This is a genomic window from Vibrio sp. 10N.261.51.C6 (assembly GCF_041471785.1).
GTDB classification, from domain to species: domain Bacteria; phylum Pseudomonadota; class Gammaproteobacteria; order Enterobacterales; family Vibrionaceae; genus Vibrio; species Vibrio crassostreae_C.
This window is the reverse complement of the sequence record NZ_JBFRPB010000054.1, coordinates 19,649-45,099: the sequence shown is the minus strand read 5'-3', so window position 1 is coordinate 45,099 and position 25,451 is coordinate 19,649. Positions and strand designations below refer to the sequence as shown.

General features: G+C 45.2%; 24 protein-coding genes. 4 read left to right on the top strand and 20 right to left on the bottom strand.

Features of this window, described 5'->3' with window-relative positions; translation table 11 throughout:
* Positions 1–3: 3 nt before the first annotated feature.
* Entirely contained in the window at positions 4–771 is a 768-nt protein-coding gene (gene dnaQ / locus AB4375_RS14730; RefSeq protein ID WP_372051873.1) for a DNA polymerase III subunit epsilon, read from the bottom strand.
* 56 nt (positions 772–827) lie between these two features.
* Here dnaQ and rnhA point away from each other — a divergent pair, with 56 nt between their 5' ends.
* On the top strand, positions 828–1,292 hold the full coding sequence (rnhA, locus tag AB4375_RS14725) for a ribonuclease HI (RefSeq protein WP_017060723.1): 465 nt from the start codon (positions 828–830) through the stop codon (positions 1,290–1,292).
* A 98-nt stretch (positions 1,293–1,390) separates the two neighbouring features.
* Here the strand turns inward: rnhA and AB4375_RS14720 are convergent, their stop codons facing one another.
* Complete coding sequence (locus tag AB4375_RS14720; protein ID WP_372051871.1) at positions 1,391–2,173, bottom strand: class I SAM-dependent methyltransferase; 783 nt, start codon at positions 2,171–2,173, stop codon at positions 1,391–1,393.
* Positions 2,174–2,226: 53 nt separating this feature from the next.
* On the opposite strand from AB4375_RS14720, the gene gloB reads away from it, so the two are divergent.
* The 3 genes from gloB (at position 2,227) to AB4375_RS14705 (ending at position 5,310) form a co-directional block, all read left to right on the top strand.
* On the top strand, positions 2,227–2,985 hold the full coding sequence (gene gloB, locus AB4375_RS14715) for a hydroxyacylglutathione hydrolase (protein ID WP_017060725.1): 759 nt from the start codon (positions 2,227–2,229) through the stop codon (positions 2,983–2,985).
* A gap of 70 nt (positions 2,986–3,055) precedes the next feature.
* Entirely contained in the window at positions 3,056–4,627 is a 1,572-nt protein-coding gene (locus AB4375_RS14710; RefSeq protein ID WP_372051870.1) for a LysM peptidoglycan-binding domain-containing protein, read from the top strand.
* Positions 4,624–5,310, top strand: a complete 687-nt coding sequence (locus tag AB4375_RS14705) for a YIP1 family protein (protein ID WP_017060727.1) — start codon at positions 4,624–4,626, stop codon at positions 5,308–5,310. The genes AB4375_RS14710 and AB4375_RS14705 overlap by 4 nt, the downstream gene beginning before the upstream one ends.
* Before the next feature lie 106 nt (positions 5,311–5,416).
* Here AB4375_RS14705 and AB4375_RS14700 read toward each other — a convergent pair whose 3' ends face one another.
* From AB4375_RS14700 to frr, 18 genes are all read right to left on the bottom strand, one after another.
* On the bottom strand, positions 5,417–6,259 hold the full coding sequence (locus AB4375_RS14700; RefSeq protein WP_372051869.1) for an endonuclease/exonuclease/phosphatase family protein: 843 nt from the start codon (positions 6,257–6,259) through the stop codon (positions 5,417–5,419).
* Between the two features lie 61 nt (positions 6,260–6,320).
* On the bottom strand, positions 6,321–6,659 hold the full coding sequence (gene glnB, locus AB4375_RS14695; protein WP_017063373.1) for a nitrogen regulatory protein P-II: 339 nt from the start codon (positions 6,657–6,659) through the stop codon (positions 6,321–6,323).
* Between the two features lie 130 nt (positions 6,660–6,789).
* Complete coding sequence (locus tag AB4375_RS14690; protein ID WP_372051867.1) at positions 6,790–7,101, bottom strand: cytochrome c; 312 nt, start codon at positions 7,099–7,101, stop codon at positions 6,790–6,792.
* A 58-nt stretch (positions 7,102–7,159) separates the two neighbouring features.
* A complete protein-coding gene (tilS, locus tag AB4375_RS14685) occupies positions 7,160–8,500 on the bottom strand; it encodes a tRNA lysidine(34) synthetase TilS (protein ID WP_017069377.1) in 1,341 nt (446 codons plus the stop codon).
* 124 nt (positions 8,501–8,624) lie between these two features.
* The gene (gene accA, locus AB4375_RS14680; RefSeq protein ID WP_017060731.1) at positions 8,625–9,584 is read right to left on the bottom strand and encodes an acetyl-CoA carboxylase carboxyl transferase subunit alpha; all 960 of its coding nucleotides are present in this window, start codon (positions 9,582–9,584) and stop codon (positions 8,625–8,627) included.
* A gap of 45 nt (positions 9,585–9,629) precedes the next feature.
* The gene (gene dnaE, locus AB4375_RS14675) at positions 9,630–13,109 is read right to left on the bottom strand and encodes a DNA polymerase III subunit alpha (protein WP_017063372.1); all 3,480 of its coding nucleotides are present in this window, start codon (positions 13,107–13,109) and stop codon (positions 9,630–9,632) included.
* A 113-nt stretch (positions 13,110–13,222) separates the two neighbouring features.
* A complete protein-coding gene (rnhB, locus tag AB4375_RS14670; RefSeq protein WP_017063371.1) occupies positions 13,223–13,843 on the bottom strand; it encodes a ribonuclease HII in 621 nt (206 codons plus the stop codon).
* Positions 13,844–13,876: 33 nt separating this feature from the next.
* Positions 13,877–15,073, bottom strand: a complete 1,197-nt coding sequence (gene lpxB, locus AB4375_RS14665; protein ID WP_017072280.1) for a lipid-A-disaccharide synthase — start codon at positions 15,071–15,073, stop codon at positions 13,877–13,879.
* A 129-nt stretch (positions 15,074–15,202) separates the two neighbouring features.
* A complete protein-coding gene (lpxA, locus tag AB4375_RS14660) occupies positions 15,203–15,991 on the bottom strand; it encodes an acyl-ACP--UDP-N-acetylglucosamine O-acyltransferase (RefSeq protein ID WP_017069381.1) in 789 nt (262 codons plus the stop codon).
* A gap of 1 nt (position 15,992) precedes the next feature.
* A complete protein-coding gene (gene fabZ, locus AB4375_RS14655) occupies positions 15,993–16,445 on the bottom strand; it encodes a 3-hydroxyacyl-ACP dehydratase FabZ (protein ID WP_009847408.1) in 453 nt (150 codons plus the stop codon).
* 93 nt (positions 16,446–16,538) lie between these two features.
* The gene (gene lpxD, locus AB4375_RS14650; RefSeq protein ID WP_017069382.1) at positions 16,539–17,570 is read right to left on the bottom strand and encodes a UDP-3-O-(3-hydroxymyristoyl)glucosamine N-acyltransferase; all 1,032 of its coding nucleotides are present in this window, start codon (positions 17,568–17,570) and stop codon (positions 16,539–16,541) included.
* A 5-nt stretch (positions 17,571–17,575) separates the two neighbouring features.
* On the bottom strand, positions 17,576–18,076 hold the full coding sequence (locus tag AB4375_RS14645; protein WP_017069383.1) for an OmpH family outer membrane protein: 501 nt from the start codon (positions 18,074–18,076) through the stop codon (positions 17,576–17,578).
* Positions 18,077–18,103: 27 nt separating this feature from the next.
* Entirely contained in the window at positions 18,104–20,509 is a 2,406-nt protein-coding gene (gene bamA / locus AB4375_RS14640; RefSeq protein ID WP_017069384.1) for an outer membrane protein assembly factor BamA, read from the bottom strand.
* Between the two features lie 48 nt (positions 20,510–20,557).
* A complete protein-coding gene (gene rseP, locus AB4375_RS14635) occupies positions 20,558–21,916 on the bottom strand; it encodes a sigma E protease regulator RseP (protein ID WP_017060736.1) in 1,359 nt (452 codons plus the stop codon).
* Positions 21,913–23,121, bottom strand: coding sequence for a 1-deoxy-D-xylulose-5-phosphate reductoisomerase (gene ispC, locus AB4375_RS14630; RefSeq protein WP_372051864.1), 1,209 nt, complete (start codon positions 23,119–23,121; stop codon positions 21,913–21,915). Before ispC ends, rseP begins: the two co-directional genes overlap by 4 nt.
* A 51-nt stretch (positions 23,122–23,172) precedes the next feature.
* Positions 23,173–24,015: a phosphatidate cytidylyltransferase gene (locus AB4375_RS14625; protein WP_017069385.1), complete on the bottom strand. Its 843-nt coding sequence runs from the start codon at positions 24,013–24,015 to the stop codon at positions 23,173–23,175.
* A 15-nt stretch (positions 24,016–24,030) separates the two neighbouring features.
* Positions 24,031–24,783 carry an isoprenyl transferase gene (locus AB4375_RS14620; protein ID WP_017063364.1) on the bottom strand — a complete coding sequence of 251 codons (753 nt, stop codon included), beginning with the start codon at positions 24,781–24,783 and terminating at the stop codon, positions 24,031–24,033.
* A 98-nt stretch (positions 24,784–24,881) separates the two neighbouring features.
* Positions 24,882–25,439, bottom strand: a complete 558-nt coding sequence (frr, locus tag AB4375_RS14615; protein ID WP_017060741.1) for a ribosome recycling factor — start codon at positions 25,437–25,439, stop codon at positions 24,882–24,884.
* Positions 25,440–25,451 lie beyond the last annotated feature (12 nt).

The following is a 25,451-nucleotide window of genomic DNA, read 5'->3' as shown; positions in this document are numbered from 1 at the left end:
TCCCTACTGACGCCAGAGGCAGCTTCCGCTTTTCTCGACGAGATCTAAACGACTTTGATGCGCTTCTACTTCATCGGCCGTAGCTCGTAAAACCTTTAGGGATTTTCGACCACTTTGTACTCTTCGTATGCTTTCGGCTTCGCCTTCCTGTTGACCAGCGTTAAATTGCAGCGAAGTTTGACCACCCGTCATCAATAAGTAGACGTCGGCTAGGATCTCCGCATCGAGCAATGCGCCGTGGAGAGTACGGTGCGAGTTATCGATACCGTAACGGTCACATAAGATATCTAGGTTGTTTCTTTTACCTGGGAATATCTTCTTCGCCATTGCCAAGGTATCGGTAACTTTACAGTAGTCATCCGTTTTACCTATCGCTGGGTTGAGCTTCTCAAACTCATAGTCCATGAAGCCCGTATCGAAGGGCGCGTTATGAGCCACCAGCTCCGCACCTTTGATAAAGTCGAGAAACTCTTTATGAATGTCTTGGTATTCAGGCTTATCAATCAAGAATTCATCGGTAATACCGTGAACGCCAATCGCCTCTTCTTGAATCGCACGATCGGGCTTGATGTAGACGTGGAAATGACGCCCGGTCAGCCTACGGTTGATGATCTCTACTGCACCAATTTCAACGATGCGGTGACCCATATAGTGAGGGCCACCTTCTGTATTCATACCGGTGGTTTCGGTATCGAGTACAACAATGCGCTTATTTTCGTTCGAACTGTTTTTTTCGTTCGTGCTTTGTTCTGGAGTGCTACTGGTATTCATAAGGATAACTGTGTCAGACTATGCCGATAATGTGCTTGAGGTAATAGTATCAAATCATGACGAAACAAGTTGAAATTTTCACTGATGGTTCTTGTTTAGGCAACCCTGGTCCCGGCGGCTATGGCATCGTACTTCGCTACAAAAAAGTCGAGAAGACGCTAGCAGAAGGTTTCACGCTAACAACCAATAACCGTATGGAAATGCTCGCCGCTGTCGTTGCTCTCCAAGCCCTCAAAGAACCTTGCTCTGTGATTCTGACCACAGATAGCCAATACGTGCGTCAAGGCATCACACAGTGGATTCATAACTGGAAAAAGCGTGACTGGAAAACAGCCGACAAGAAACCGGTTAAAAATGCCGATCTGTGGCAAAGGCTCGATAAAGAAACCGCTCGCCATAGCGTTGATTGGCGCTGGGTAAAAGGACACGCGGGACACAGAGAAAACGAAATGTGTGATGATTTAGCGCGAAATGCAGCGGAGAATCCGACTCTAGAAGATACGGGCTATCAACCAAGCTAATCGTCTTTTTAATTAGACGCACATTTCAGAAAGCGATTTATAATTTCTTAAACTAATTGACAATTTCTCAATCGAATTGATAGATGAAAAGCCGACAACTAATCGGCTTTTTCTGTTTTTAGCGCATATGACGCTTTGGCTGAATCCATTGTACGGCGCGTATTGGTTCTAAAACTTGCCCCAACAGGCGAGAAACGTCGCTTAAGGTGCCAATGTGGTTTGATGGGTTTTAGCGGGTAAGTACGCTTACGAGCAACAATAAAGTATTGGCTTCCGGCGAAGGATGCACAACCACCTAAGCTGTTCTCCAACCACGTCCACATCGCTTGATACTTACTCATCGGAAACAGCGCGTAGGTGTCACAATGAATTACTTCATAGTTAAGTACACCTAACCAGTCTTTAATTCGACTTGGCGTGTACATACGCCCACTCCAAGGCAAGCTGTTCTTTCGCCAAGGCATCAAACTGGCAAGCCCAGTGACACTGATTGGGTTGAAGCCCGTGATAATGATATAGCCATCGTCCATCATCACTCGATCGACTTCTCTCAATAAGCGATGCGGGTCATTGCTATAATCTAGCTGATGACTCAGTACTACAACATCAAAGCTTTTCTCCAAAAAGGGTAAATTATAGCCATCCGCTATCACATTATGTAATGGGTTCTGGATATCTAGGTTTACTTGATGTTGAATGTTGCATGTGCAGCTAGAAATCTCACTACTGAGGCCACCGAGCTTGAGCATATGGTAACCAAATAGCTTTGGGCACCACTCATCGAGTCGAGTTTGAATAGATTCTCTCAACCAGTCCCCATTGTGCAATTGCGCCCAAGTGTAAGGACGTTCAAACTTCTTTCTGCTACGTGCTGGCTTCATCAATAATCTGTCTCACTTATTCTGTCGCACTAATAGTGACTGGAGAACCAATAATGTTACATATCAAAAGCATACCTGCATTTAACGACAATTACATCTGGCTGATTCAAAATAGCGATCGCCGTTGTGCTGTCGTCGACCCTGGTGATGCGGCTCCAGTATTAGAGTACTTGGCACACCATGAGCTAACTTTAGATGCAATCTTGATTACACACCACCACCACGATCACATTGGTGGTGTTCCAGAACTCGTTAGACAATTTCCCGGCGTGGATGTTGTCGGTCCAAGGAATGAACCTATCCCTACCTTAACTCATCCGGTCGATGATGGTGATCAATTAGAACTGTTTGGCGAAGTATTCCTCGTCCTAGGGCTCAGTGGCCATACTGCGGGTCATATTGGTTATGTGGGCGATGCCAAACTGTTTTGTGGTGATGTGTTGTTCTCTGCGGGCTGTGGCCGAATCATGGAAGGCACACCACAACAGATGTTCGATGCACTGAATAAGATCACGGCTCTGCCTCAAGAAACCGAAGTTTATTGTGCACATGAGTACACTGCAGCCAATATCGCTTTCGCATTAGCCGTAGAGCCTGATAACCAACATTTGCAGCAATATCGCGACCAAGTGAACCGACTTCGCGCTCAAAATAAGTCGACCATCCCCACAAATTTGAGACAAGAGAAGTTTGTGAACCCCTTCCTGCGTTACACCGAACCAAGTGTAGTCAAATCAGTATCTAATCGTACAGAGCAGACCGATCCTCTATCAGTATTCACCGCTTTACGTGCGTGGAAGAACGAATTTTAACAAATACAGACTTGTCACTCATAGGGGGTGGCAAGTATTATCATCGGCCGTTTATTAAAAAGGCTGTAACATGCGAGTTAAGTACAGCTGGGCTTTGGTATTACTACTTTCTGGTTGCCAATTAACTCAGTCAGAGAATCCAGACCAAGCTTCCGAGCAAACCAACACATCTCCTACTAAAGAAGTTTCTCAAGCGAACGTTTCATCAGAAGCGACCAAAGAAGAACCAAAAGTTGAAGCTCCAGTCGTTACTCCACAAACACAAGAAGATGTTTGGAAACGCATTGCGATGCAACTTGAAATGGAAGTGCCAGACCAAAAGAAGGTCGACTACTACCGAACTTGGTATCTCAAGCACCCGAGTCATCTAAAAACAGTATCAAAGCGTGCTGAACCTTTCTTGTATCTGATCACGACTAAGATTGAAGAAAAAGGCTTACCACTAGAATTGGCACTACTACCCGTTGTAGAAAGCTCTTTCGATGCGTTTGCCTACTCTCATGGCAGTGCTGCTGGTCTATGGCAATTCATTTCAGGCACTGGCAAAGACTACGGGCTTGAACAGAACTTTTGGTATGACGGCCGCCGCGATGTTGCCGCCTCTACCGACGCCGCATTGGACTTCCTCTCAGATCTTAACCGACGTTTCGATGGCGACTGGAATCATGCGATTGCTGCCTATAACAGTGGTGGTGGTCGAGTAAACAGCGCAATCCGCAAGAACAAGAAGCTTGGCAAGCCAATCGACTTTTTCTCTTTGGACTTACCAAAAGAGACCAGCAGCTATGTACCTAAACTGCTTGCTCTAGCAGATGTCATTGCCAACCAAGAAAAGTATGGCATCGATATTCCGGCGATCCCGAATAAGCCAGTGCTGACTCTGGTTAACCCTGAAGAACAGCTTGATTTAGCCATTGCTGCGAACTACGCAGGCATTCCTGTCAAAGAACTTCAAGGTTACAACCCGGCTTACAACCAATGGGCAACGGCACCAGAGAAACACCAACAACTATTACTTCCTTTAGATTCAGTTGAGAAATTCAACAAAGAAGTCGCTGCCAATAAAGGCAAAGGCATGAAGTTGGTGCGTTACAAGGTTCAATCTGGTGACAGCATTAGCGTACTGGCAAGCAAATATAACACCACCAGCAAAGTGATCCGCTCTGCAAACGGTTTGAGCAACAACAATATTCGTATTGGCCAGCACTTACTTATCCCAACATCCACCAAAGACGACAAGACATACGCCCTAAGCGCCTCAAACCGCCTAGCAAGCACACAGTCGAAGAGTCGTGGTCAATATAAGCTCAGCCATACTGTAAGAAGTGGTGACAGCCTATGGACGATTGCACGCGCAAATAAGGTCTCTCATCAATCACTGGCTAAGTGGAATGGCATGGGACCACGCGACACGCTTAGAGTTGGTCAAGAACTGGTCATTTGGAAGAACGGCTCAGACGGCGCCATCATTCGTACGATCTTTTATAACGTAAGATCAGGTGACACAGTCAGCGGTATTGCATCAAAGTTCAAAGTAAAAAGTACAGATGTTGTAAAATGGAACACTTTGCAGAACAAAAAATACCTACAGCCAGGACAAAAACTGAAGCTGTATGTTGATGTAACTAAGGTAAGTGTATGAACCCGTCAAGTAACCCACTCGTCATGCTGTTGGATATATTCCGTTCGCCAACAGCTTGTTTCTTAGCGCTTTATCAACGAAGTGCTTGGGGATGGCAACCCTACGTCGTATTAATGCTCAGCCCATTTTTGTTTTGGGGTGCTTATTTTTCGAATGTAGATTTTGCATGGTTAAGTGCAGAGCTCTCGCAGCAACTGGCTCAAACGAACCCTGACCAATTGGCGTTACTTGACAGCAATACCTTACTCGCAAGTGAAATCATCAGCGACGTATTTGGCCGAACATTAACCATCGTTCTATTGGCATTCTGGTTTAACCTAGCAACCAAGCCAAGCCAACATCAGCACAGCTTTTGGCGATGGTTTGCAGCGGCATCGGTTGTTATATTCCCAGCTGTTTTAGGTGATGTAGCAAGCTACGCAAGCCTGATACTCAAGCATGGACATGTGATGAACTACGCTGCCGACTTGAACAGCTTAAATGGCTTGATCAAGTTACCGCTAACTAATGATTGGTCACAGTTTGCTAGCTCATTACCACTACTTCTGCCATGGTACATCGTGCTAGGTTATGCTGCGGTATTAACGTGGACTGAGTTTGAACGCGGGCAAGCGCTTGTGATTTCAGGCTTACCATGGGTTGGCTACTACCTAATCTGGGCGCTCTACATTTTAATCTTTTAAGTAGAAGAGATAAGGCTAGCGAAGACTCTCTAGCCTATTGTTCCGTTAGATTTCCCAAGGTAACCACCGTGCGAATGGTTAAGTTCCAATGACTAATAGCTAATCACTATTTAGCCTTAAAGGTCACTCGCATAGGATTATGATCAGAAGCGTCCGTAATGGGCGCTTTTGCTTTTTCTACCTCTAGCCCTCGATAGAACACATGGTCGAGCACCAGTCCTGTAATGAACTGAGTTCTGTTATCTGGCTCAAAGGCAACTTCCGTCAAACCAACCTTCTCCAACGCATCTTTCAATACAGCAAAGCGAGCTTCACTCCAGCTATTAAAGTCCCCAGCAAAAATAACCGGCCCACGATACTTTTGCAGATTGTCAGTTAAGCTCTTGAGCTGAGCCTCGTAATCTTCCGTACCAAAGGTAAAGTTCACAGCGTGGATATTAATCACAGCCAGCTCTTCGCCATTGTTTAGTTGGTAACGCGACCAAAGCGCCGATTTAGGCAGTTGAAGCCAAGGTTCTTCATGAGTATAAGCACACGCTTCAATCGGTAAATGGGTTGCTAGGTTGAGTACCCCAGCACTTTGATCAAAGGCCTCAAACGCATTAACACGTGTGCTTCCCCACTGTCCGCTCATTACCCATTGGCGAAGTCCTCCTGTCATACTAGCTTCTTGCAGCAAGACTAAATCGCTACCTGCCGACAGCTTATTTAACTCACTCTGCCAATTACTGCGGTTTTGCTTGTAGATATTCCACACCGTAATGTCTAAGCCATCAGACACATCAATCGCTTTCGGTGCAGAGTTTTGGTAGCAACTGTAGATGTCGTTACTGGTACTTTGAGAGGAAATGATCAGGTTGGGTTTATTCGGGATCACGAAGATAAAATGAAAACTAACGACAGCAAGCGTTATCAATAACGTGATAACAATGATGGTTTTCTTAAACATACAGCACCCTACCAGAGATGAAAAAGGAGCGATAAACGCTCCTTTTAGGGTAATAGTTTTTTTATACGGCGTCTTCGTCTTCTTCGCCAGTACGAATACGTACCACACGTTCAACTTCAGTAATGAAGATCTTACCGTCACCAATTTTACCTGTTTGAGCCGTCTCGATGATGGTATCAACACATTGGTCAGCCACTTCGTCGGTCACAACAATTTCCAATTTCACTTTAGGTAAAAAGTCGACCATGTACTCTGCGCCGCGGTATAGCTCAGTATGACCTTTCTGACGTCCAAAGCCTTTCACTTCAGATACTGTCATACCCGTAATACCCACTTCTGCAAGTGCTTCACGTACATCATCAAGTTTGAATGGCTTGATAATGGCTTCAATCTTTTTCATGTTCATCCCTTAAACTGTGCGAATGGCTCATTATCGGTTAGCTATAGTAAACATTCAATGAAAAAAGCCAGAGCTTTAAAGCTCTGGCTCGAAATTTATCATCTTGTTTAATCAGCGCTTTAAGAAGGTTTTACTTAAGGCTTGCGTAGTAAGCGGCTAGATTAGCAATATCTGCATCATTCAGCATTGAAGCTTGAGCCTGCATTACAGCGGCCAAACCGCCGGTACGCTGGCCGTTCTTATATGCGTTAATTGATGAAGCGATGTATTGCTCGTTTTGACCTTTAAGGTTTGGATAGCCAGGGATCACTGCGATACCGTCTGCACCATGACATGCCGCACAGATTGCTGCTTTAGCTTGACCCGCAGCAACATCAGCCGCCAGAGCGTTACCACTCAATAGTCCAAATCCAAGAACTAATCCTAGTGTAATTTTCTTCATTGCATATTCCATTAATTATTTTTATTAAAGTGACGGTGAATTGTGACATAAACTTTTTCTACTTGCTCCAAAGCGCTTCACAATCTTGACCTTCGTAGTTTTTATCTACGAATAAGCCTAAAACAGCGATCACTCGATCGCCATCCATTAATATCGGCGTTCTGCGTCTTAACCAACTGGGTACTTGGTACTCTTGAAACAACTTCTTCAGCTTCCTGCTATGACCGCGCCCAACAGGGTGTGCTGACAATCCCTCAGGGTTAAAGATCACTCGCAATGTTCTGCTCGCTGTGTTGAGACTAAAACGTAAACGTTGCACATCACGGTGGTTAGACACACCATCACTCGCCGCTGAAGTTAAGTTTAGCTCCCCTAAACCATCAGGCAGAACTAAGCTCTCTTCCATCGAGATATCGCTTTGCCAGTTCGACAAGTCTTTGGTCTCTTTGACGACATAGAGCTGATGATTAAAACGTCTAACCTCAACCTCATTCAACACTAACTTAGGATTGGCGTCCGCCTGAGCACATGCCACCTCATCCCATATAAGTTTGAGCTGCTTTTGGCTCGGCATCGGTTGATTACAGCGGCTCAGCCACATTCTTAATAAGCGTGCACGCAGTAAATCAGAGTACTGAGATAATACCTCAATACTTAAGCTGTGCTTCTCAGTCAAAGCTTGTTGTAAGTGAGATTCTAACAACTCATCCAACAGTAACTCTTGCTCTGCACATAGCTGAGCACTACGACTGACCGATTCTCGAAAACTAGGCCAACGCTCGGTCAGTGTCGGAGTGACTTGATGACGAATAAAATTACGGTCAAAGCGAACGTCTTGATTACTCTCATCTTCTACCCAAGTTAAAGCCATATCGCGCGCCGCCACTTCAATATCCGTTCTCGTCACCGACAGCAGTGGGCGAACGATATGAGCACCTGAAAATGGCATCACTTTCGCCATTGAAGAGAGCCCTTTCGGACCACTGCCACGCTTAAGAGCTAACAAGAAGGTCTCGACTTGGTCATCGATGTGCTGGCCTGTCACTAACACATCACCTTGTCTAATATGCTTTTTAAGGGCTTGGTATCGCGCGTCTCGAGCCAGCTTTTCAACGCTTTCTCCACGGCTAATATCTAGCGAGACTCGTTCAATGAACAAGGATACCGACAAAGCATCACACCATGTTTTGCACTGCTCTGCCCAATAATCAGCATTGTTGCTTAAGCCGTGGTGAACATGTACCGCACAGCAATCGATGTGATGGGACTTAGCGAATTGGGCAGCCAACTCCAACAACACTCGTGAATCGACACCACCACTGAAAGCGACGATCAACCGACAAGGCTTAAGCGCGCTTTGATCAAGTACAGATGTGAAGGTATCAATTAAGTGTGTCATGAGGCTAATAAACCAAGAGATCGTGTTTTAAGGGATAATGTTTTAATAATAAAAAAGGGTTGGCACTGAGTCCAACCCTTTCATCATTTGTTCGTATAGCTAGCCTTATCGCTAAGGCAAGTTATCAGCAGTAGCCGTAGCTCATTAGACGCTGGTAACGACGCTCAAGCAGCGTTTCGTTATCAAACTGCTCTAGCTCTTCTAGCTGTTTAACTAACATGTCTTTCATGTTTTGAGCGGTTTGTGCAGGGTCGCGGTGCGCGCCACCTAGAGGCTCAGGAATGATTTCGTCGATAAGCTCAAGCTCTTTAAGACGAGGAGCAATCAGGCCCATCGCTTCAGCTGCTTGTGGTGCTTTATCTGAATCGCGCCATAAGATTGAAGCACAACCTTCTGGAGAGATTACTGAGTACGTAGAGTACTGAAGCATGTTCACGTAGTCACCAACACCAATCGCTAGTGCACCACCAGAACCGCCTTCACCCACAACGTTACAGATAACAGGAACTGAAAGGCCAGCCATCACTTTTAGGTTTTTAGCGATAGCTTCAGATTGACCACGCTCTTCAGCACCAACACCTGGGTATGCGCCCGCTGTGTCGATGAAAGTAATAATAGGCATGTTGAAACGCTCAGCAGTTTCCATTAGACGTAGCGCCTTACGGTAACCTTCTGGCTTTGGCATACCAAAGTTACGGATCACTTTCTCTTTAGTCTCACGACCTTTCTGGTGACCAATAACCATAACAGGACGGCCATTTAGACGAGCCATACCACCCACAATAGCTTTGTCGTCAGCGTAAGCGCGATCGCCCGCCATCTCTTCAAACTCTGTGAATGCATGCTCCAGGTAATCTTTGGTGTAAGGACGTTGAGGGTGACGAGCAAGTTGAGCTACCTGCCATGCACCTAAGTCACTAAAGATTTTCTGTTTAAGCTCTAAGCTTTTTTTCTCTAGTTGTTCGATTTCTTTGTCTAGATCTACCGCTGTGTCACCACCGTGACGCGAAACGTCACGTAGCGCTTCGATTTTTGCTTCAAGTTCAGCGATAGGCTTTTCAAATTCTAGAAAGTTCAGGCTCATCTATGAATCCTTGTTGATTCAGCTCCGCATTCGCGAAGCTAAATTTTAGTTAAATTCGAGTTCTACTTGGCTATTTCCAAGCAGCTGTTTTAATTCGTCTAGTAATGTATCACTTGGCGTCACGCGCCATTCTGTGCCCAATGTTAACCGCGCTCTAGCGTCGGCACGCTGGTAGTATACATTGACTGGGACCGTTCCGGCTCTATAAGGTTCTAAGATTTGACTAAAGCGTTCAAAAAATTGACCGTTAATTTGGGATTGGTCGATAGATATCGACACCCCACGAGCATATTTCTCACGGGCGCTTCCTAAGTCCATGACCTCGCGCGCGGACATTTTAAGCCCGCCATTGAAATCATCAAAGCTGACCTGTCCGGAAACGACCACAATTTTGTCTTTTTCGAGCAATTCTGCGTAGCGATCGAGCGCATCCGAGAACAACATCACTTCCATTCGGCCCGAACGGTCATCAAGTGTCATCAAACCAATTCGCGTGCCGCGCTTCGTCGTCATCACTCTCGCAGCAATCACCAAGCCTGCAATTGTTAGTGATTGGTCACGACGCGTTGGCGTGGCATCTTTCAAACGACAGCTAGTGTATTTCGCTAACTCTTTGATGTAAGCGTTAACCGGGTGACCCGTTAAATACAAACCAAGCGTTTCACGTTCACCTTCAAGCCAAACCTTCTCAGGCCATTTAGGCACTTGGGTATACTTGTGTTCAACCTCTTCCGGAGCGTCGGTCAACACGCCAAACATATCAGATTGACCAAAAGACTCGGCATGATGATGTTGACTCGCCGCCTTCACCGCATCTTTCAAAGATGCCATCATTGCCGCTCGGTGAGGACCTAATCTATCTAAGGCTCCGGATAGAATCAACTTTTCGATAACACGTTTGTTGACCTTCTTCAGATCAAGGCGTGCACAGAAGTCGAATAAGTCTTTAAAGTAACCGCCTTTATTTCGCGCTTCAATGATCGCTTCAATAGGGCCTTCACCGACCCCTTTGATCGCACCGATGCCATAAACAATCGCGCCATCTTCATCCACATTGAAACGGTATAAACCTGAGTTGATATCTGGTGGTAAAAGCTTGAGCTTCATACGGAAACATTCATCAACAAGGCCGATAACCTTCTCGGTGTTATCCATATCCGCTGTCATTACCGCAGCCATAAATTCCGCTGGGTAGTGCGTTTTCAGCCATAGCGTTTGATAAGAAACCAGTGCGTATGCGGCCGAGTGAGATTTGTTAAAGCCGTAGCCCGCAAATTTCTCTACCAAGTCAAAGATCTTCATGGCCAGCTCGCCATCAACACCATTGGCTTCAGCCCCCTCTTTAAAGGTACCACGCTGCTTTGCCATCTCTTCTGGCTTTTTCTTACCCATCGCACGACGCAACATATCCGCTCCACCAAGCGTATAGCCAGCAAGGATCTGTGCGATTTGCATTACCTGCTCTTGATACAGGATGATGCCGTACGTAGGTTCTAGCGTCTCTTTCAGCGATTCGTGTTGCCACGTTTCATCAGGGTAAGAAACCGCTTCACGGCCGTGTTTACGGTCGATAAAGTTATCTACCATGCCTGATTGCAGAGGACCCGGACGGAACAGGGCTACCAATGCGATAATATCTTCAAAACAGTCGGGCTGTAGACGTTTGATAAGGTCTTTCATACCACGCGATTCCAGCTGGAATACCGCGGTGGTTTCAGAATTTTGTAATAGGTTAAATGACGCTTGGTCATCAAGAGGAATCGACTCGATACGAACCGGCTCTTTGCCTTCTTTCTTCAGGCGAGGGTTTACAAGGCCTAACGCCCAATCGATGATGGTCAGGGTACGCAGCCCCAAGAAGTCGAACTTAACCAAACCGGCGGTTTCAACGTCATTCTTATCGAATTGCGTTACTGGGAAGTTACCTTCTGCATCGGCATAGATTGGCGCAAAATCGGTGATCGTGGTGGGTGAGATAACAACACCGCCCGCGTGCTTACCGGCATTTCGCGTACAACCTTCAAGGATGCGACACTTATCGATCAGCTCACGAACTTCTTCATCGCCATCGTAAAGCTCTGGCAATGCAGGTTCAGCAAGGAATGCTTTCTCTAGCGTCATACCCGGATCTGGCGGTACAAGCTTTGAAATTCGATCGACGAAACCAAACGGGTGGCCCAATACACGGCCTACATCGCGGATTACCGCTTTTGCCGCCATGGTACCAAAGGTGATGATCTGAGAAACGGCATCACGACCGTACATTTCAGCCACGTGATCAATAACTTGGTCACGCTTATCCATACAGAAGTCGATATCAAAATCGGGCATCGAGACACGTTCTGGGTTCAAGAAACGTTCGAACAGTAGATCGTATTCAAGTGGATCAAGATCGGTGATATCCAACGCGTACGCCACCAATGAACCTGCACCAGAACCACGGCCAGGACCTACTGGCACATCGTTGTCTTTTGACCACTGGATGAACTCCATTACGATCAAGAAGTAACCTGGGAAACCCATGTTGTTAACAACTTCGAGCTCAATCTTGAGTCGCTCATCGTATTCCGGTCTGCGCTCAGCACGCACTTTTTCATCTGGGAATAGGAACGCTAGACGTCGCTCAAGGCCTTCTTCAGATTTCTTGATCAAGAAGTCTTCAATCGCCAAACCTTCCGTTGGGAAGTTAGGCAGGAAGTACTCGCCCAGACGAACCGTTACATTACAACGCTTAGCAATCTCAACACTGTTCTCAAGTGCTTCAGGGATATCGGAGAACAACTCGCACATCTCTTCTTCGCTACGAAGATACTGTTGCGCGCTGTAATTTTTAGGACGACGAGGATCGACCATAGTGAAACCATCATGAATTGCCACGCGGATTTCATGGGCATCAAACAGGTCTTCAGTTAGGAATACTACTTCGTTGGTTGCAACAACAGGCAAGTCTTCCTGCTCAGCCAGTTCCAACGCAAAGTGCAGGTAAGACTCTTCATCCGGACGTCCGGTACGAATCAGCTCAAGGTAAAAACGATCAGGGAAGTATGTTTTGTAAAACTTGACATTGCTTGCAACCAGTTCACGGTTACCTTTCAGTAACGCTTTACCGATCTCACCTTCCTTCGCACCCGATAGAATGATCAGGCCTTCTGCATTCTCAATTAGCCACTCTTTATCAATAACAGGCTGATGCTGAACATGACCACGAAGGTAGGCTTTTGAGATGAGTAACGTTAGGTTGTTATAACCTTTATTGTCCGTTGCGATAACGGTGAGCTTGGTCAACTCGTCACCGAATTCCGGAGACTGCATCAAGAAGTCAGCACCAATAATAGGTTTAACCCCACACCCATGGGCAGTACCGTAAAACTTCACCAAACCACACAGGTTGGTAAAGTCGGTCAATGCTAGAGCAGGCATACCCATTTCAGCGACTTTTTTAACTAATGGTGGCACCTTGGATAGGCCATCCACCATCGAAAAGTCACTGTGTACGCGTAGGTGAACAAATTTTGGATCTGACATTATTTTTCCTGAGTTCTAGGTTTGAGCCTAGGATTACAACTGTATGTATTCTATTTTTTTCTAATACAAGTTAGCAACTTTATTCGATGCTAAGCTCTAGTTAACGTAAAGCTCTAGTCTATGCCAAGAATACGTTTTACTGGCTTAAAGCTCTTTCGGTAATGCTCGGTTACACCATGTTTTTCAATCGCTTCGAAATGCGCTTTGGTCGGGTAACCTTTATGCTTAGCAAAACCAAACTCTGGATGAAGTTTATCAAGATCTTCCATCTCTTGGTCACGAACGACTTTTGCGATAATAGACGCCGCACTGATTTCAGCCACTCGCAAGTCCCCCTTCACAATCGCAAGACCATCCATCGGCAGTTCTGGGACTCGGTTTCCATCTATCAACGCCATATCAGGTTGAACGCTCAACCCCGCGATAGCTCGCTGCATAGCAACCATCGTCGCTTGCAGAATATTCAACTCATCAATTTCTTGTGGAGAACAACGACCGACAGACCACGCCAAAGCTTTCTCTTTGATTTCAGGAAGTAACGCAAGACGCTTTTTCTCAGACAATTTCTTTGAGTCGTTCAAGCCTTCGATTGGGTTGTTTGGATCAAGGATAACCGCAGCGGTCACCACGTCGCCAACCAAAGGGCCACGCCCTACTTCATCCACGCCAGCAAACAGCTGGTAACCTTGCGGGTATTCAAATGGAGGAAGCTCTTTTTTTTCTTTTACTGCCATAACTAATCTCTTAATGTTCTGTAAATAAGCGCTTTATGCTTCAACAAAAGGTCGGTCAATCAATTTCAATACTGCGTTAGCGGCTTGTTTGTCTGCGTCTTTGCGGATCCAGTGATGCATCTCGGTAAAGCGTTTGATCAAGGCACTGTTATCGGCTGATAGCATTTTATCGACAGACGGGAACAAAAAGTCTGGGTGGCACTCTTCAAGAATATGCTCTTTCACGATCTCTTCACCAGCCAAAATATTCGGCAGTGACACAAACTCAGTGATCGCCAACTTCTTAACAATGTAACCCGTCAGCTTATTTACTTTGTAACCAACCACCATAGGGCGTTTAAGCAACATACATTCAAGAGCCACGGTACCTGAAGCCAAGAGCACAGAATCAGCGGCGGTAATCACGTTGGTTGCCGTATCTTCGACTAACGTGAATTCAAGCTCAGGTGCGGTCGATTGCCAGATTTCAGTAAACTGCTTTTTACGCTGCTCGTTAACGAGCGCAACAACAAAATTGATATCCGGATACTTCTGCTTGATACGTTGGCAAGTTTCGATAAATGGCTGAGCAATCAAACCCATCTCACCACCACGACTACCCGGTAATACGGCTAACCACTGCTTGTCTTGATCAAGACCTAACAGCTCTCGAGCATCTTGTTTACTAGGCTCTAAAGGAATCGCGTCTGCCAACGTGTGACCAACAAACTCACAGGCAACGTTGTATTTATCATAAAACGCTTTCTCAAATGGCAGGAAGGCCAAAACCAAGTCGGTTGCTTTGTCGATTTTAAAGATACGTTTAGGACGCCAAGCCCACACGGAAGGGCTCACGTAATGAACCGTTTTAATGCCGGCGTTCTTAAGATCGAGTTCAAGTCTTAGGTTGAAGTCAGGCGCATCGATACCCACAAACACATCTGGCGGGTTTTGAGTGAAATACTTTACCAGCTCTGCTTTCACTTTTAATAAGCGAGGTAAACGGCCAAGTACTTCAACTAAGCCCATGACAGCCAGCTCTTCCATCTCGAAAAGAGACTCACAACCAAGCGCCTTCATTTTTGGTCCGCCAATACCCACGAATTCAGCGTTCGGGTACTGCGATTTGATTGCTTTGATAAAACCTTCGCCAAGCGTGTCACCAGAGAGTTCTCCGACAACGATACCTACGCGCAGTGGTTCATTCGAAACAAAGTCCGTGCTGTTGGTTGCTGTTTCTTGCTGTGCCATAGTTTTCCAATTCCCTTCTTGCCTAAAACAAAAAAGATCGCCTAATGATTAGCGATCTTTTTGTTATACCAATCTGATTAAGTAATTATTGTCATACTTACGCGGATTGGTACATAACCACATCGAGTATTAACGAATAATACCGCGCTCAGAGTTCTCTAGCATTTCAAGCATAGGAACTACCGAAGTAAACTCTTTTGCCATTTCCACTAAAGCCGCTTTCGCTTCTTCAAGTGTTTTACCTGAACGGTATAGCTCTTTGTACGCTTTCTGTAGTGCACGAATTTCAGGTTTCTCAAATCCGTTACGCTTCAAGCCTACTAGGTTAAGGCCGAATGGAGCCGCGTGGTTACCCTGTGCAAGCACGTACGGCAGTACATCTTGAACAACTGCAGAACAGCCACCAATGTATGCGTAAGCACCAATTGAGCAGAATGGGTGAATCGCAGAAAGTGCCATAACACCAGCGTAGTCGCCAACCGTTACATGACCGCCAAGAATAGCGTTGTTACCAATGTGAGTGTGGTTACCAACAATAACATCGTGCGCTACGTGAGCATTAACACAAAGTAAGTTGTCATCACCAATCACTGTGGTTGCTTTGTCTTGAACCGTACCACGATGGATTTGAACCGCTTCACGAATTACGTTGCGATCACCGATCACAACTGTTGTGTCTTCGCCGCCGTATTTCTTATCTTGGTTTTCTTCACCGATAACAGCGTGTGGGAAGATACGGTTTTCTTTACCAATGGTTGTGTGACCTTTGATCACAACGTGCGACATCACTTCAGTGTCGTCTCCAATGGTCACGTTACCAGCAATGTAAGTGAAAGGCCCAACCGTCACGTTAGCACCGATAGTTACATCACCTTCGATTACTGCTGCCGGGTGAATTTTCGCTGTTTCATGAATCATATTAAAACTCTCTACGAGCACATTTAAGTTCAGCTGAACATACAACTACGCCGTCAACCTTAGCAACACCGTTGAACGATGCAATACCACGACGTTCTTTTAAGAATTCAACTTCGATAACCAGTTGGTCACCAGGTACTACTGGCTTACGGAATTTTGCTTTATCAACACTTGCAAAGTAGTAAAGCTCGTTGCCAGAAGGCGCACCAAAAGATTTAAATGCTAGAAGGCCTGTTGCTTGTGCCATTGCTTCTAAGATCAACACGCCTGGGAATACAGGAAGTTGTGGGAAGTGGCCTGTGAACTGAGGTTCGTTAACAGAGACATTCTTAATCGCAGTCAGTGTTTTTTCTTTTTCAAAGCTAGTCACACGATCAACCATTAAGAATGGGTAGCGATGAGGTAATAGTTCCTGAATTTCAGTAATGTTCATCGTTGTCTGTTCAGTAGTCAAAGTCGTATTCCTATATATATTCTTTATTTAATTAGAAGGATTATAAACGAAAAAGACTCGCTGTACGCGAGCCTTTTATTAGAAATGCTGGAATTATGATTCCGCGCTCTTCTCGATAAGTTTTTCAACGGTTTTCAAACGCTTGTTCATTTCATCAATTCGATGAACACGCGTTGCTGTTTTACGCCAATCTTTATTTGGCTGTAAAGGAATACCTGAAGAGTACATGCCTTTCTCAGTGATGCTGCGCATTACCATCCCCATACCGGTGATTGTAACGCCATCAACGATTTCAATGTGACCATTAATCACACTGCCGCCACCAATAATACAGTACTTACCTATCGTCGTGCTGCCTGCGATGATAGTACCACCCGCAAGAGCAGAACCATATCCGATGTGAACATTGTGTGCGATTTGCATTTGATTATCGATGATAACGTTGTCTTCAATAACCGTGTCATCTAACGCACCACGGTCGATCGTGGTACACGCACCGATCTCTACGCGGTTACCAATGCGAACAGAACCCACTTGCGGGATCTTAACCCACTCACCTTTCTCGTTCGCATAGCCAAAGCCATCAGAGCCAATAACAGTACTTGATTGGATCAGACATCCTTCACCAATCACAACTTCATGGTAAACACTTACGTTAGCCCACAGCTTTGTGCCTGTGCCAATTTTTGTATTTTTACCAATAAAGCAACCAGCACCGATGATCACATCGTCACTAAGTACTACACCAGACTCAATCACTGCGTTGGCACCAATAGACACATTTTGTCCAATGGTTGCTTCGCTAGAGATTGAAGCAGAATCAGCAATAGCCGCTGCGGGAGCAGGAGTAGTATCAAGCGCTTGAGCAACTTTAGCAAAAGCAACATAAGGGTCATTAACCACAATCACGTTAGTCTTGCACAGTTGACGCTCACTCTCTTTAACCATAATAGCGGACGCTTTACAGTCACCTAGGTGCTTGCTGTACTTCACGTTAGAAAGGAACGTAATGTTACCTTCTTGCGCTTTATCCATCGGAGCGACTGCTGAAACGGTAATCGTACCGTCTCCGTGTAGCTCTCCCCCAGTAATCGTTGCCAATTCGGCTAAAGTCAGGTTCTTCATAAAACTTATTTCAGTGCTTTAATTACTTTCTCAGAGATGTTGTATTCTGGCTTGCCGTATTGCAGAGCTTGAATATCAACGATCATGTCGTAGCCTTCTTTCTCTGCAACTTTCGTTACAGCATCTTGAATCACTTTGAATAGCTTCTGCTTCTCTTGTGCTTCACGACGTTGGCTTGCTTTTTCTAGTGCTTGAGCTTTGATTTTGTACTTGCTGTCTAGTTGGCCTACTTCGATACGTAGCTTCTCAACTTCGTCAGGACCTAGTAGCTCGCCATCACGCTTAAGCTTTTCAATCTTCGTTTTAGCTTCAGCTTGAATGCTCTGTAGCTCAGCTGCTTTGTCTTTGAACTCTTCCTGCATTTTTTGAAGAACAACTTCACGCTGAGGTAGAGCCTGGAATACTTGTGCAGTGTTTACATAACCCACTTTTTGCGTAGCTTCAGCAGCTGTTGCAAAGAAAGAAGAGCTAAGAACTACAAGGCCTAAACCTGCTGCTTTAATCATATTTTTCAAAATATTGTCCTTTAAATATTAGAAAGTTCTACCAATGGTGAATGTGAAGAATTCCTCATCATCACCTTCGTAAACTTTAATTGGTTTCGCTAGAGAGAAAACCAGTGGGCCCATCGGTGACATCCATTGAAGGGCTGCACCATAAGATGAACGGTAATTTGTTGGATCAGAGTAATCGTAGTAGTACTGGCCACCACTATTCGGTGCACCACGGTCTACGAACTCTGTGTCCCACACACTTGCCATGTCGAAGAAGACACTGGTACGAATCTGGCTGCGCGCTTCATCAGAAGCAAACGGTGTTGGTACAATTAACTCTAAGCTTGCCAAAGCAACCGCGTTACCACCTACTGAATCATCAGTAGCGGTATCATAGGTTGGGTTGTTACCTGTGCTGCTTCCGTAAACGGCTTTCGGGCCAGCTGAGTTAGAACCAAAGCCACGTAGGGTTGTAAAACCACCTGCGTAGTAGTTCTCGTAGAATGGGAACAAGTTATCGTTACCATCTGTTTGACCATAACCATTACCATAGCCTAATCGGCCACGCATCAATAGTGTGAACTCATGCTTTTTAGTCAGCGGGATGTAATGTTTTACATCGTACTGCATTTTGAAGTACTGAGCATCAGAGCCTGGTACCGTCATTTTAGCGAAAGCACGTTGGTGGTTACCCTCAGTTGGGAAGAAACCACGGTTCAAATTGTTACGCGTCCAAGAGATATTGATATCGAAGTCATCGGTTAAGATGTGCTCGTCACCGTATTGGTCGATACTTCTCGCGAACTGTTCAACTTGGATATAAGTCGGTACGTTACCGATCTTGTTGTGCGTATAGCCCACACCAAACTCGATACGGTTCAGCTCATCCATAGGGAAACCCCATGTTAGGCTGGTACCGTAACTTTGGTTGGTATAGTCGACGATGCCCGCTTCAGAGGCTTCAAATTCGTTGTAGAAGATCTTACCGCCTAAGCTCACACCATCAAGGTTCCAGTATGGGTCACGGTAGTCTAAGCTCACGTTCTTTTGGTAATCATTCATCATGGCACTTACGCCAACACGGTTACCTGAACCTGCAAAGTTATCTTGTTGCAAACCAACTTGGAAACTAACACCTGATTCAGTACCGTAGCCAACACCAAAGTTGATACTGCCTGAGTTCGCTTCCTTAACGTTGTAAACCAAATCAACTTGGTCTTCACTGCCAGGAACACGCACTGTTTGTACATCAACCGTTTCAAAGAAACCTAAACGGTTAAGACGGCTCTTACCGGTATCAATGGACTTAGAGTTAAGCCAGCTGCCTTCCATTTGACGCATTTCACGACGCAGTACTTCGTCTTTCGTTGAGTTGTTACCCGTGAATCGAATATCACGAACATAGATACGGCTGCCCGCTTCTACATTGATAACCAACGACACTTCTTTGGTCTCATCGTCAAATTCAGGAATCGTGCGAACTTGTGGGTACGCGTAGCCAGATTCACCAAGAATTCGTTTTACGTTCTCTTCCAAAGACGTTACCGAAGAACCGTTGTACGTATCGCCGTCTTCGAATGGCACTAACGCTTCGAAGTCAGCCTCACGACCGATTAATTCACCACGGAAAGAGACATCTTTAACGGTGTAGGCTTCGCCTTCATCGAGGCCAAGCGTGATGTAAACACCTTTTTTGTCTGGAGAGATCGCCACCTGCGTAGAGTCAACCTTAAACTTAAGGTAACCACGGTCAAGGTAGTAAGATTTCAGCGCTTCGATATCACCGGCTAATACTTGCTTTTGGTATTTTTCATCCGCAAGGAAATTCCACCATGCAACATCAACATTCAGATTGAAACGACTAAGCAGTTCAGAGTCAGAGAAGACTTCATTACCGATAAAGTTGATTTGCTGAATCTTAGCGGATACGCCCTCAGTAAACACAAACTTAAGGTCAGAACGGTTACGTGGCAGAGGTGTCACAACCGCTTTTACTGTCGCGTTGTACTTACCAACACTGTAGTAAAAATCTTCAAGGCCTTTTTCAATGTTACTCAGCGTAGTACGGTCAAGGGCTTCACCTTCACGAACACCAGACGCATCTAGGTTCTGCTGAAGCTGTTCTTCTTTAATCGCTTTATTACCAGAGAATGAGATGCTTGCGATGGTCGGTCGTTCTTGAACTTGAACAATCAATACACCTTCATCACGAAGTACTTTAACGTCCTCAAAGTTGCCCGAAGCATACAATGCACGAATGATCTCAGACACATCGCTTTCATCCACTTCATCGCCAATACGTACTGGCATTTTCAGTAGAGCTGCACCAAGTGCAACACGCTGTAAACCTTCGATCTTGATATCTTGAACTACAAAGTTTTGTGCTCCGTTCGCAGCCACACTAGTGGCCAATAGACTTGCGAACAGAATTTGCTTAATCGCCATACTTATTCTAATTATTCCTTGCTACTACCAATGCCTGTGAGAAACCATTCACAGACGAGTAAAATCGTTAAATATTGCCAGAGCCATCAATGAGAAGAGGATTGCCCCTCCCACTCTGTATCCCATTTCCTGAACTTTCTCAGGTACCGGTTTACGAGTAACGGCCTCAATAGCGAAAAACAGCAAATGTCCGCCATCAAGCATAGGCAGCGGAACCAAATTAATAATCCCTAAGTTAACACTAATCAGAGCCAAAAAGCCCAAGAAGTAAACCAGACCATAATCGGCGGTTGTACCTGCACCTTTAGCGATTGAAATAGGGCCACTCAAGTTGTTTAAGCCAACATCACCAACGATGAGCTTCTTAAGCATTGTCAGTGTCAATCCAATGATTTGACCTGTTTTATCAAATGCTTTTCCTACAGACTCAATTACACCAAATTGTAACTCAAAGCGATAATCTTCTGGCCATTCTGCGACTTCCGGAGCAATACCTGCATAGCCGATTGTCGAACCATCAGAAAGCTCTCGACTTTTTGGTGTCATAACCAATGACTGCTCGGCACCATTTCGCAATACGACCAAGTCCAATGATGTCATTGGATTAGCACGAATTAACTCAACAACCGACTGCCACTGTTCAATAGGTTGCCCGTTAATCTCAACAATTTTATCGCCAGCTTCAAGACCTGCATCGTATGCAGCGCCATCATCAATGATTTGAGCCAGTACGGTCGATATCTCTGGAGAATACGGCCTAAAGCCCAGCGTTGTCATTGCAGATTCAGTTTCTGGGTTGAACGACCAGTCTGAAATATCCAATGTCATTTGTTGCTCAAAGCCGATGTCGTCTTGAGAAGCAACCGTCACTGTCATGGATTGATCACCAATGTGCGATATCAACCCCATATTGACTGATTCCCAATCTGCGGTTTTGATTCCTGAAATAGATTTAAGTTCCATTCCAGTTTCAATTCCGGCTTGTGCAGCAATAGATTGTGGAGTGACTTCACCAATCACGGGCTTAACCGCGGGTACGCCAATCAAAAATACTAACCAATACGCGAACACCGCAAAGATAAAGTTGAATGCAGGGCCTGCACCCACAATCGCCGTTCGTTTCCAAAGCGGCTTCTTGTCGAAAGCGTATTGCTGTTGATCTTCAGAAAGATCGTCAACACGACCATCGAGCATCTTAACGTAGCCGCCCAGTGGAATCACTGACAAGCTGTATTCAGTACCATCACGGCCCACTTTACTCCAGATTGATTTACCAAAACCAATCGAGAATTTTTCAACTTTCACACCACAACGACGAGCGACCCAGAAGTGTCCAAACTCATGAACAGCAACCAGAATGCCAAGCGCTACGATAAAAGATGCGAAGTTCCACAGAATTCCACTCATGCTAGCTGCTCTTTAATAAATTGAATGGCTATTTGACGAGACATATTATCGAGCTCGAGAAGGCTTTCCAAGCTATCTAAACCCTCAGAGTTATGTTGTTCACATACTTTGCTCATAACGTGTTCGTTAATGACAGCAATATCGGTAAACTTCACCTGATTGTTCAAGAAAGCATCGACCGCGATCTCGTTTGCTGCATTAATGGCTGTTGTCGCATGCTGACCTAAGTAGCACGCTTCAATCGCTAACCTCAAACACGGGTAACGACTGAAATCTGGTTCTAAGAAGGTAAGCTCACCCACTTTAGTAAAGTCTAAAGGCTTAACACCCGCCTCGGTACGATTAGGGTAAGACATCGTCAAAGCGATTGGCGTTGCCATATCTGGTTCGCCCATTTGAGCAAGCACAGAGCCATCCTTGTACTGAACCATCGAGTGAATCACAGACTGCGGGTGAATGATGACCTTTAACTGCTCCTGAGAAGCATTAAATAGCCATTTCGCTTCAATGTACTCTAGCCCTTTATTCATCATAGTCGCAGAATCGACAGAGATCTTAGGCCCCATAGACCAGTTAGGGTGTGCAATTGCGCGTTCAGGAGTCACTGATTCGAGTTCAGCCACATCGGTATAACGGAAAGGACCACCAGAACCAGTCAGAAGAATATGGTTAATGCCGTTTTCTTCAAGGTTACAGCGGCCTAGGTTAGTTTGTACGTTCTGCGGAAGGCATTGGAAAATAGCATTATGCTCGCTATCGACAGGAAGCAGCTCTGCACCGTATTTTTCCACGGCGTCGATAAACAACTGCCCAGACATCACCAAAGCTTCTTTGTTTGCAAGCAAGATACGCTTGCCCGCTTTAACCGCAGACATAGTAGGAAGTAAACCAGCGGCACCAACAATCGCGGCCATTACCGTGTCCACTTCCTCTAGAGAAGCAACCTGACACATGCCTTCAGTGCCTGAAAGTACTTTTACGTTAGGGGAACTCACGGACAACACTTCAGTCAGTTGAGACGCTGCATCAGAGCAAGCCATAGCAACATAGCTTGGTTGCCACTTTTCAACTAACGCCAGCATCTTTTCAACATTCGAGCCTGCAGCCAGTGCCACGACCGAATAGAGATCTGGGTTTTGCTCAACGACTTTTAGTGTACTTGCACCAATTGAGCCGGTAGCGCCAAGGATAGTTAGATTTCGCATCACATATGACCGTAGAAATGTAATAAAGGGCAGAATCACTGCCCTTTTTTATTAGAATGCTAAATAAAGCAGAGCAAAGACAGGGAATGCAGCCGTTAAGCTATCTATTCTATCTAGTATACCACCATGACCAGGAATCAGATTACTGCTGTCTTTCACCCCAGAAACACGCTTAAACATGCTTTCAACAAGGTCACCTAGAACAGAAATAACAACGGTCACAAGGGTAATAACAATCATGTGAAGTGGGCTTGTGAATTGGATGTCAAACAAGTCAGCAAAGATCCAAGCCACGATCACCGCAGTAATAATGCCACCGATAAGACCTTCAATCGTCTTATTAGGGCTTACCGCTGGTGCCATTTTACGCTTACCAACACTCTTTCCTGAAAAGTATGCGCCGCTATCTGCAGCCCAAACAAGCAAGCAAACAAACATCACCAGTTTAGCACCGTGGTAAGGATCAGCATCGATACCGTTAGCACGCAGGATAACCACACTCCAGAAGAATGGCAGCAGAGTCAGCACACCAAAGGCGTGACGAAGAAGAGAAGAGTCTTTCCATGCAGGCATAGACTTAGGATAAGTCACCGCCATGCCACTCGCGATTACCCACCAAATCGAGCCAATCGTTAGAATGGCGTAGTGAGCAGTAGACAAGTTATTAAGGCTAAATGCATCAAAAGGGATAAAAGCAAAACTTGCAGCACTTACCACAACCGTTGGAATCAACGCTAAATAACGCGATTTGCTTTCAACAAACTGAGTCCACTCCCAAAAACCCAATAGCGAGATTACCGCTAGTGAAAGAATAAATGTAGGAAGTGATAACTCGAAAATACCTAGAATAACTAGGGGAGCTAAAATCAACGCCGTAATAATTCGTTGTTTCAAACCAAAAAATCCTTATTAACTGTCCATCAGAGCTTTAATTTGCTCACCGGTGCATCCAAAACGACGCTCACGGTTAACAAACCAAGTCACAGCTTCTACTAAGCTGTCTTCATTAAAGTCTGGCCAGAATTGTTCAGTGAAATACATTTCGGCGTAAGCCAACTGCCAAAGCATAAAATTACTAATGCGGCATTCGCCACTGGTACGGATAAGTAGATCGACTTCAGGAATATCTGCCATTGTCAGGTGCTGTGTAATCATAGCTTCATCAATGTCATCTACATTAATATCACCAGACTTTACCTGTTGAGCAATAGAGGTCATTGCTTGCTGAATATCCCACTTACCGCCGTAGTTAGCTGCAATATTAATAACCATACCCGTATTGGTGCTAGTCAAAGCTTCCGCTTCTTCTATCTTCTTTTGTAGTCGATCATTGAAACGACTTTTATCACCAATAACACGAAGTTGTAGATTATTTTTATGAAGCTTTTTAACTTCACTCGACAGCACTGAAATAAACAGTTCCATCAAGATACCGACTTCTTCTTCAGGACGACGCCAGTTTTCGCTACTAAATGCAAAAAGAGTAACGGCTTTAATGCCAAGTCTGGCTGCAGAAGAGATAGTTTTACGAACGGCTTGAACACCGTTTTTATGGCCAAAGACGCGAGGCTTGCCCTGAGCTTTTGCCCAGCGACCATTACCATCCATAATGATAGCAATGTGTTTAGGAAGAGAGTCTGTGAACGCTTGAGAATTATGCATAAAAGAGTGAATCAAATTCTAATAGTCGAACAGAGTAGCATAAAAAAACGCTGCACCGTGAGTACAGCGTTTTTCCGGAAAGAAAAGAATATGGAAAATTAAACTTCCATCAACTCTTTTTCTTTAACAGCTAGAACTTCGTCTACGTTCTTAACCGCAGCGTCAGTTAGCTTTTGAATTTCGTCTTGTGCTTTACGATCTTCATCTTCAGAGATTTCTTTATCTTTAAGAAGTGCTTTTAGATCGCCATTCGCGTCACGACGGATGTTACGGATAGCAACACGGCCACCTTCAGCTTCGCCACGAACGATTTTAACTAGGTCTTTACGACGCTCTTCCGTTAGCGGTGGAAGTGGAACACGGATAACTGTACCCGCAGACATAGGGTTTAGGCCTAGGTCAGATGTCAGGATTGCTTTTTCAACTAGAGGAGTCAGCGTTTTATCAAACACTGTAATAGCTAGTGTACGTGCATCTTCAGCGATAACGTTAGCTACTTGAGTCAAAGGCGTTGGAGCACCGTAGTACTCAACAGTAAGACCAGAAAGTAGGCTCGGGTGCGCACGGCCTGTACGAATCTTTTGCAGGCTGTTTTTTAGTGCATCAACACTTTTTACCATGCGCTCTTGAGCGTCTTTTTTGATTTCGTTAATCACAATTTCACCTTG

Excerpts from the sequence above, each read along its gene's own strand:
- dnaQ (WP_372051873.1), bottom strand. The coding sequence starts at position 771 with ATGAATACCAGTAGCACTCCAGAACAAAGCACGAACGAAAAAAACAGT.
- rnhA (WP_017060723.1), top strand. The coding sequence starts at position 828 with ATGACGAAACAAGTTGAAATTTTCACTGATGGTTCTTGTTTAGGCAAC.
- AB4375_RS14720 (WP_372051871.1), bottom strand. The coding sequence starts at position 2,173 with ATGAAGCCAGCACGTAGCAGAAAGAAGTTTGAACGTCCTTACACTTGG.
- gloB (WP_017060725.1), top strand. The coding sequence starts at position 2,227 with ATGTTACATATCAAAAGCATACCTGCATTTAACGACAATTACATCTGG.
- AB4375_RS14710 (WP_372051870.1), top strand. The coding sequence starts at position 3,056 with ATGCGAGTTAAGTACAGCTGGGCTTTGGTATTACTACTTTCTGGTTGC.
- AB4375_RS14705 (WP_017060727.1), top strand. The coding sequence starts at position 4,624 with ATGAACCCGTCAAGTAACCCACTCGTCATGCTGTTGGATATATTCCGT.
- AB4375_RS14700 (WP_372051869.1), bottom strand. The coding sequence starts at position 6,259 with ATGTTTAAGAAAACCATCATTGTTATCACGTTATTGATAACGCTTGCT.
- glnB (WP_017063373.1), bottom strand. The coding sequence starts at position 6,659 with ATGAAAAAGATTGAAGCCATTATCAAGCCATTCAAACTTGATGATGTA.
- AB4375_RS14690 (WP_372051867.1), bottom strand. The coding sequence starts at position 7,101 with ATGAAGAAAATTACACTAGGATTAGTTCTTGGATTTGGACTATTGAGT.
- tilS (WP_017069377.1), bottom strand. The coding sequence starts at position 8,500 with ATGACACACTTAATTGATACCTTCACATCTGTACTTGATCAAAGCGCG.
- accA (WP_017060731.1), bottom strand. The coding sequence starts at position 9,584 with ATGAGCCTGAACTTTCTAGAATTTGAAAAGCCTATCGCTGAACTTGAA.
- dnaE (WP_017063372.1), bottom strand. The coding sequence starts at position 13,109 with ATGTCAGATCCAAAATTTGTTCACCTACGCGTACACAGTGACTTTTCG.
- rnhB (WP_017063371.1), bottom strand. The coding sequence starts at position 13,843 with ATGGCAGTAAAAGAAAAAAAAGAGCTTCCTCCATTTGAATACCCGCAA.
- lpxB (WP_017072280.1), bottom strand. The coding sequence starts at position 15,073 with ATGGCACAGCAAGAAACAGCAACCAACAGCACGGACTTTGTTTCGAAT.
- lpxA (WP_017069381.1), bottom strand. The coding sequence starts at position 15,991 with ATGATTCATGAAACAGCGAAAATTCACCCGGCAGCAGTAATCGAAGGT.
- lpxD (WP_017069382.1), bottom strand. The coding sequence starts at position 17,570 with ATGAAGAACCTGACTTTAGCCGAATTGGCAACGATTACTGGGGGAGAG.
- AB4375_RS14645 (WP_017069383.1), bottom strand. The coding sequence starts at position 18,076 with ATGATTAAAGCAGCAGGTTTAGGCCTTGTAGTTCTTAGCTCTTCTTTC.
- bamA (WP_017069384.1), bottom strand. The coding sequence starts at position 20,509 with ATGGCGATTAAGCAAATTCTGTTCGCAAGTCTATTGGCCACTAGTGTG.
- rseP (WP_017060736.1), bottom strand. The coding sequence starts at position 21,916 with ATGAGTGGAATTCTGTGGAACTTCGCATCTTTTATCGTAGCGCTTGGC.
- ispC (WP_372051864.1), bottom strand. The coding sequence starts at position 23,121 with ATGCGAAATCTAACTATCCTTGGCGCTACCGGCTCAATTGGTGCAAGT.
- AB4375_RS14620 (WP_017063364.1), bottom strand. The coding sequence starts at position 24,783 with ATGCATAATTCTCAAGCGTTCACAGACTCTCTTCCTAAACACATTGCT.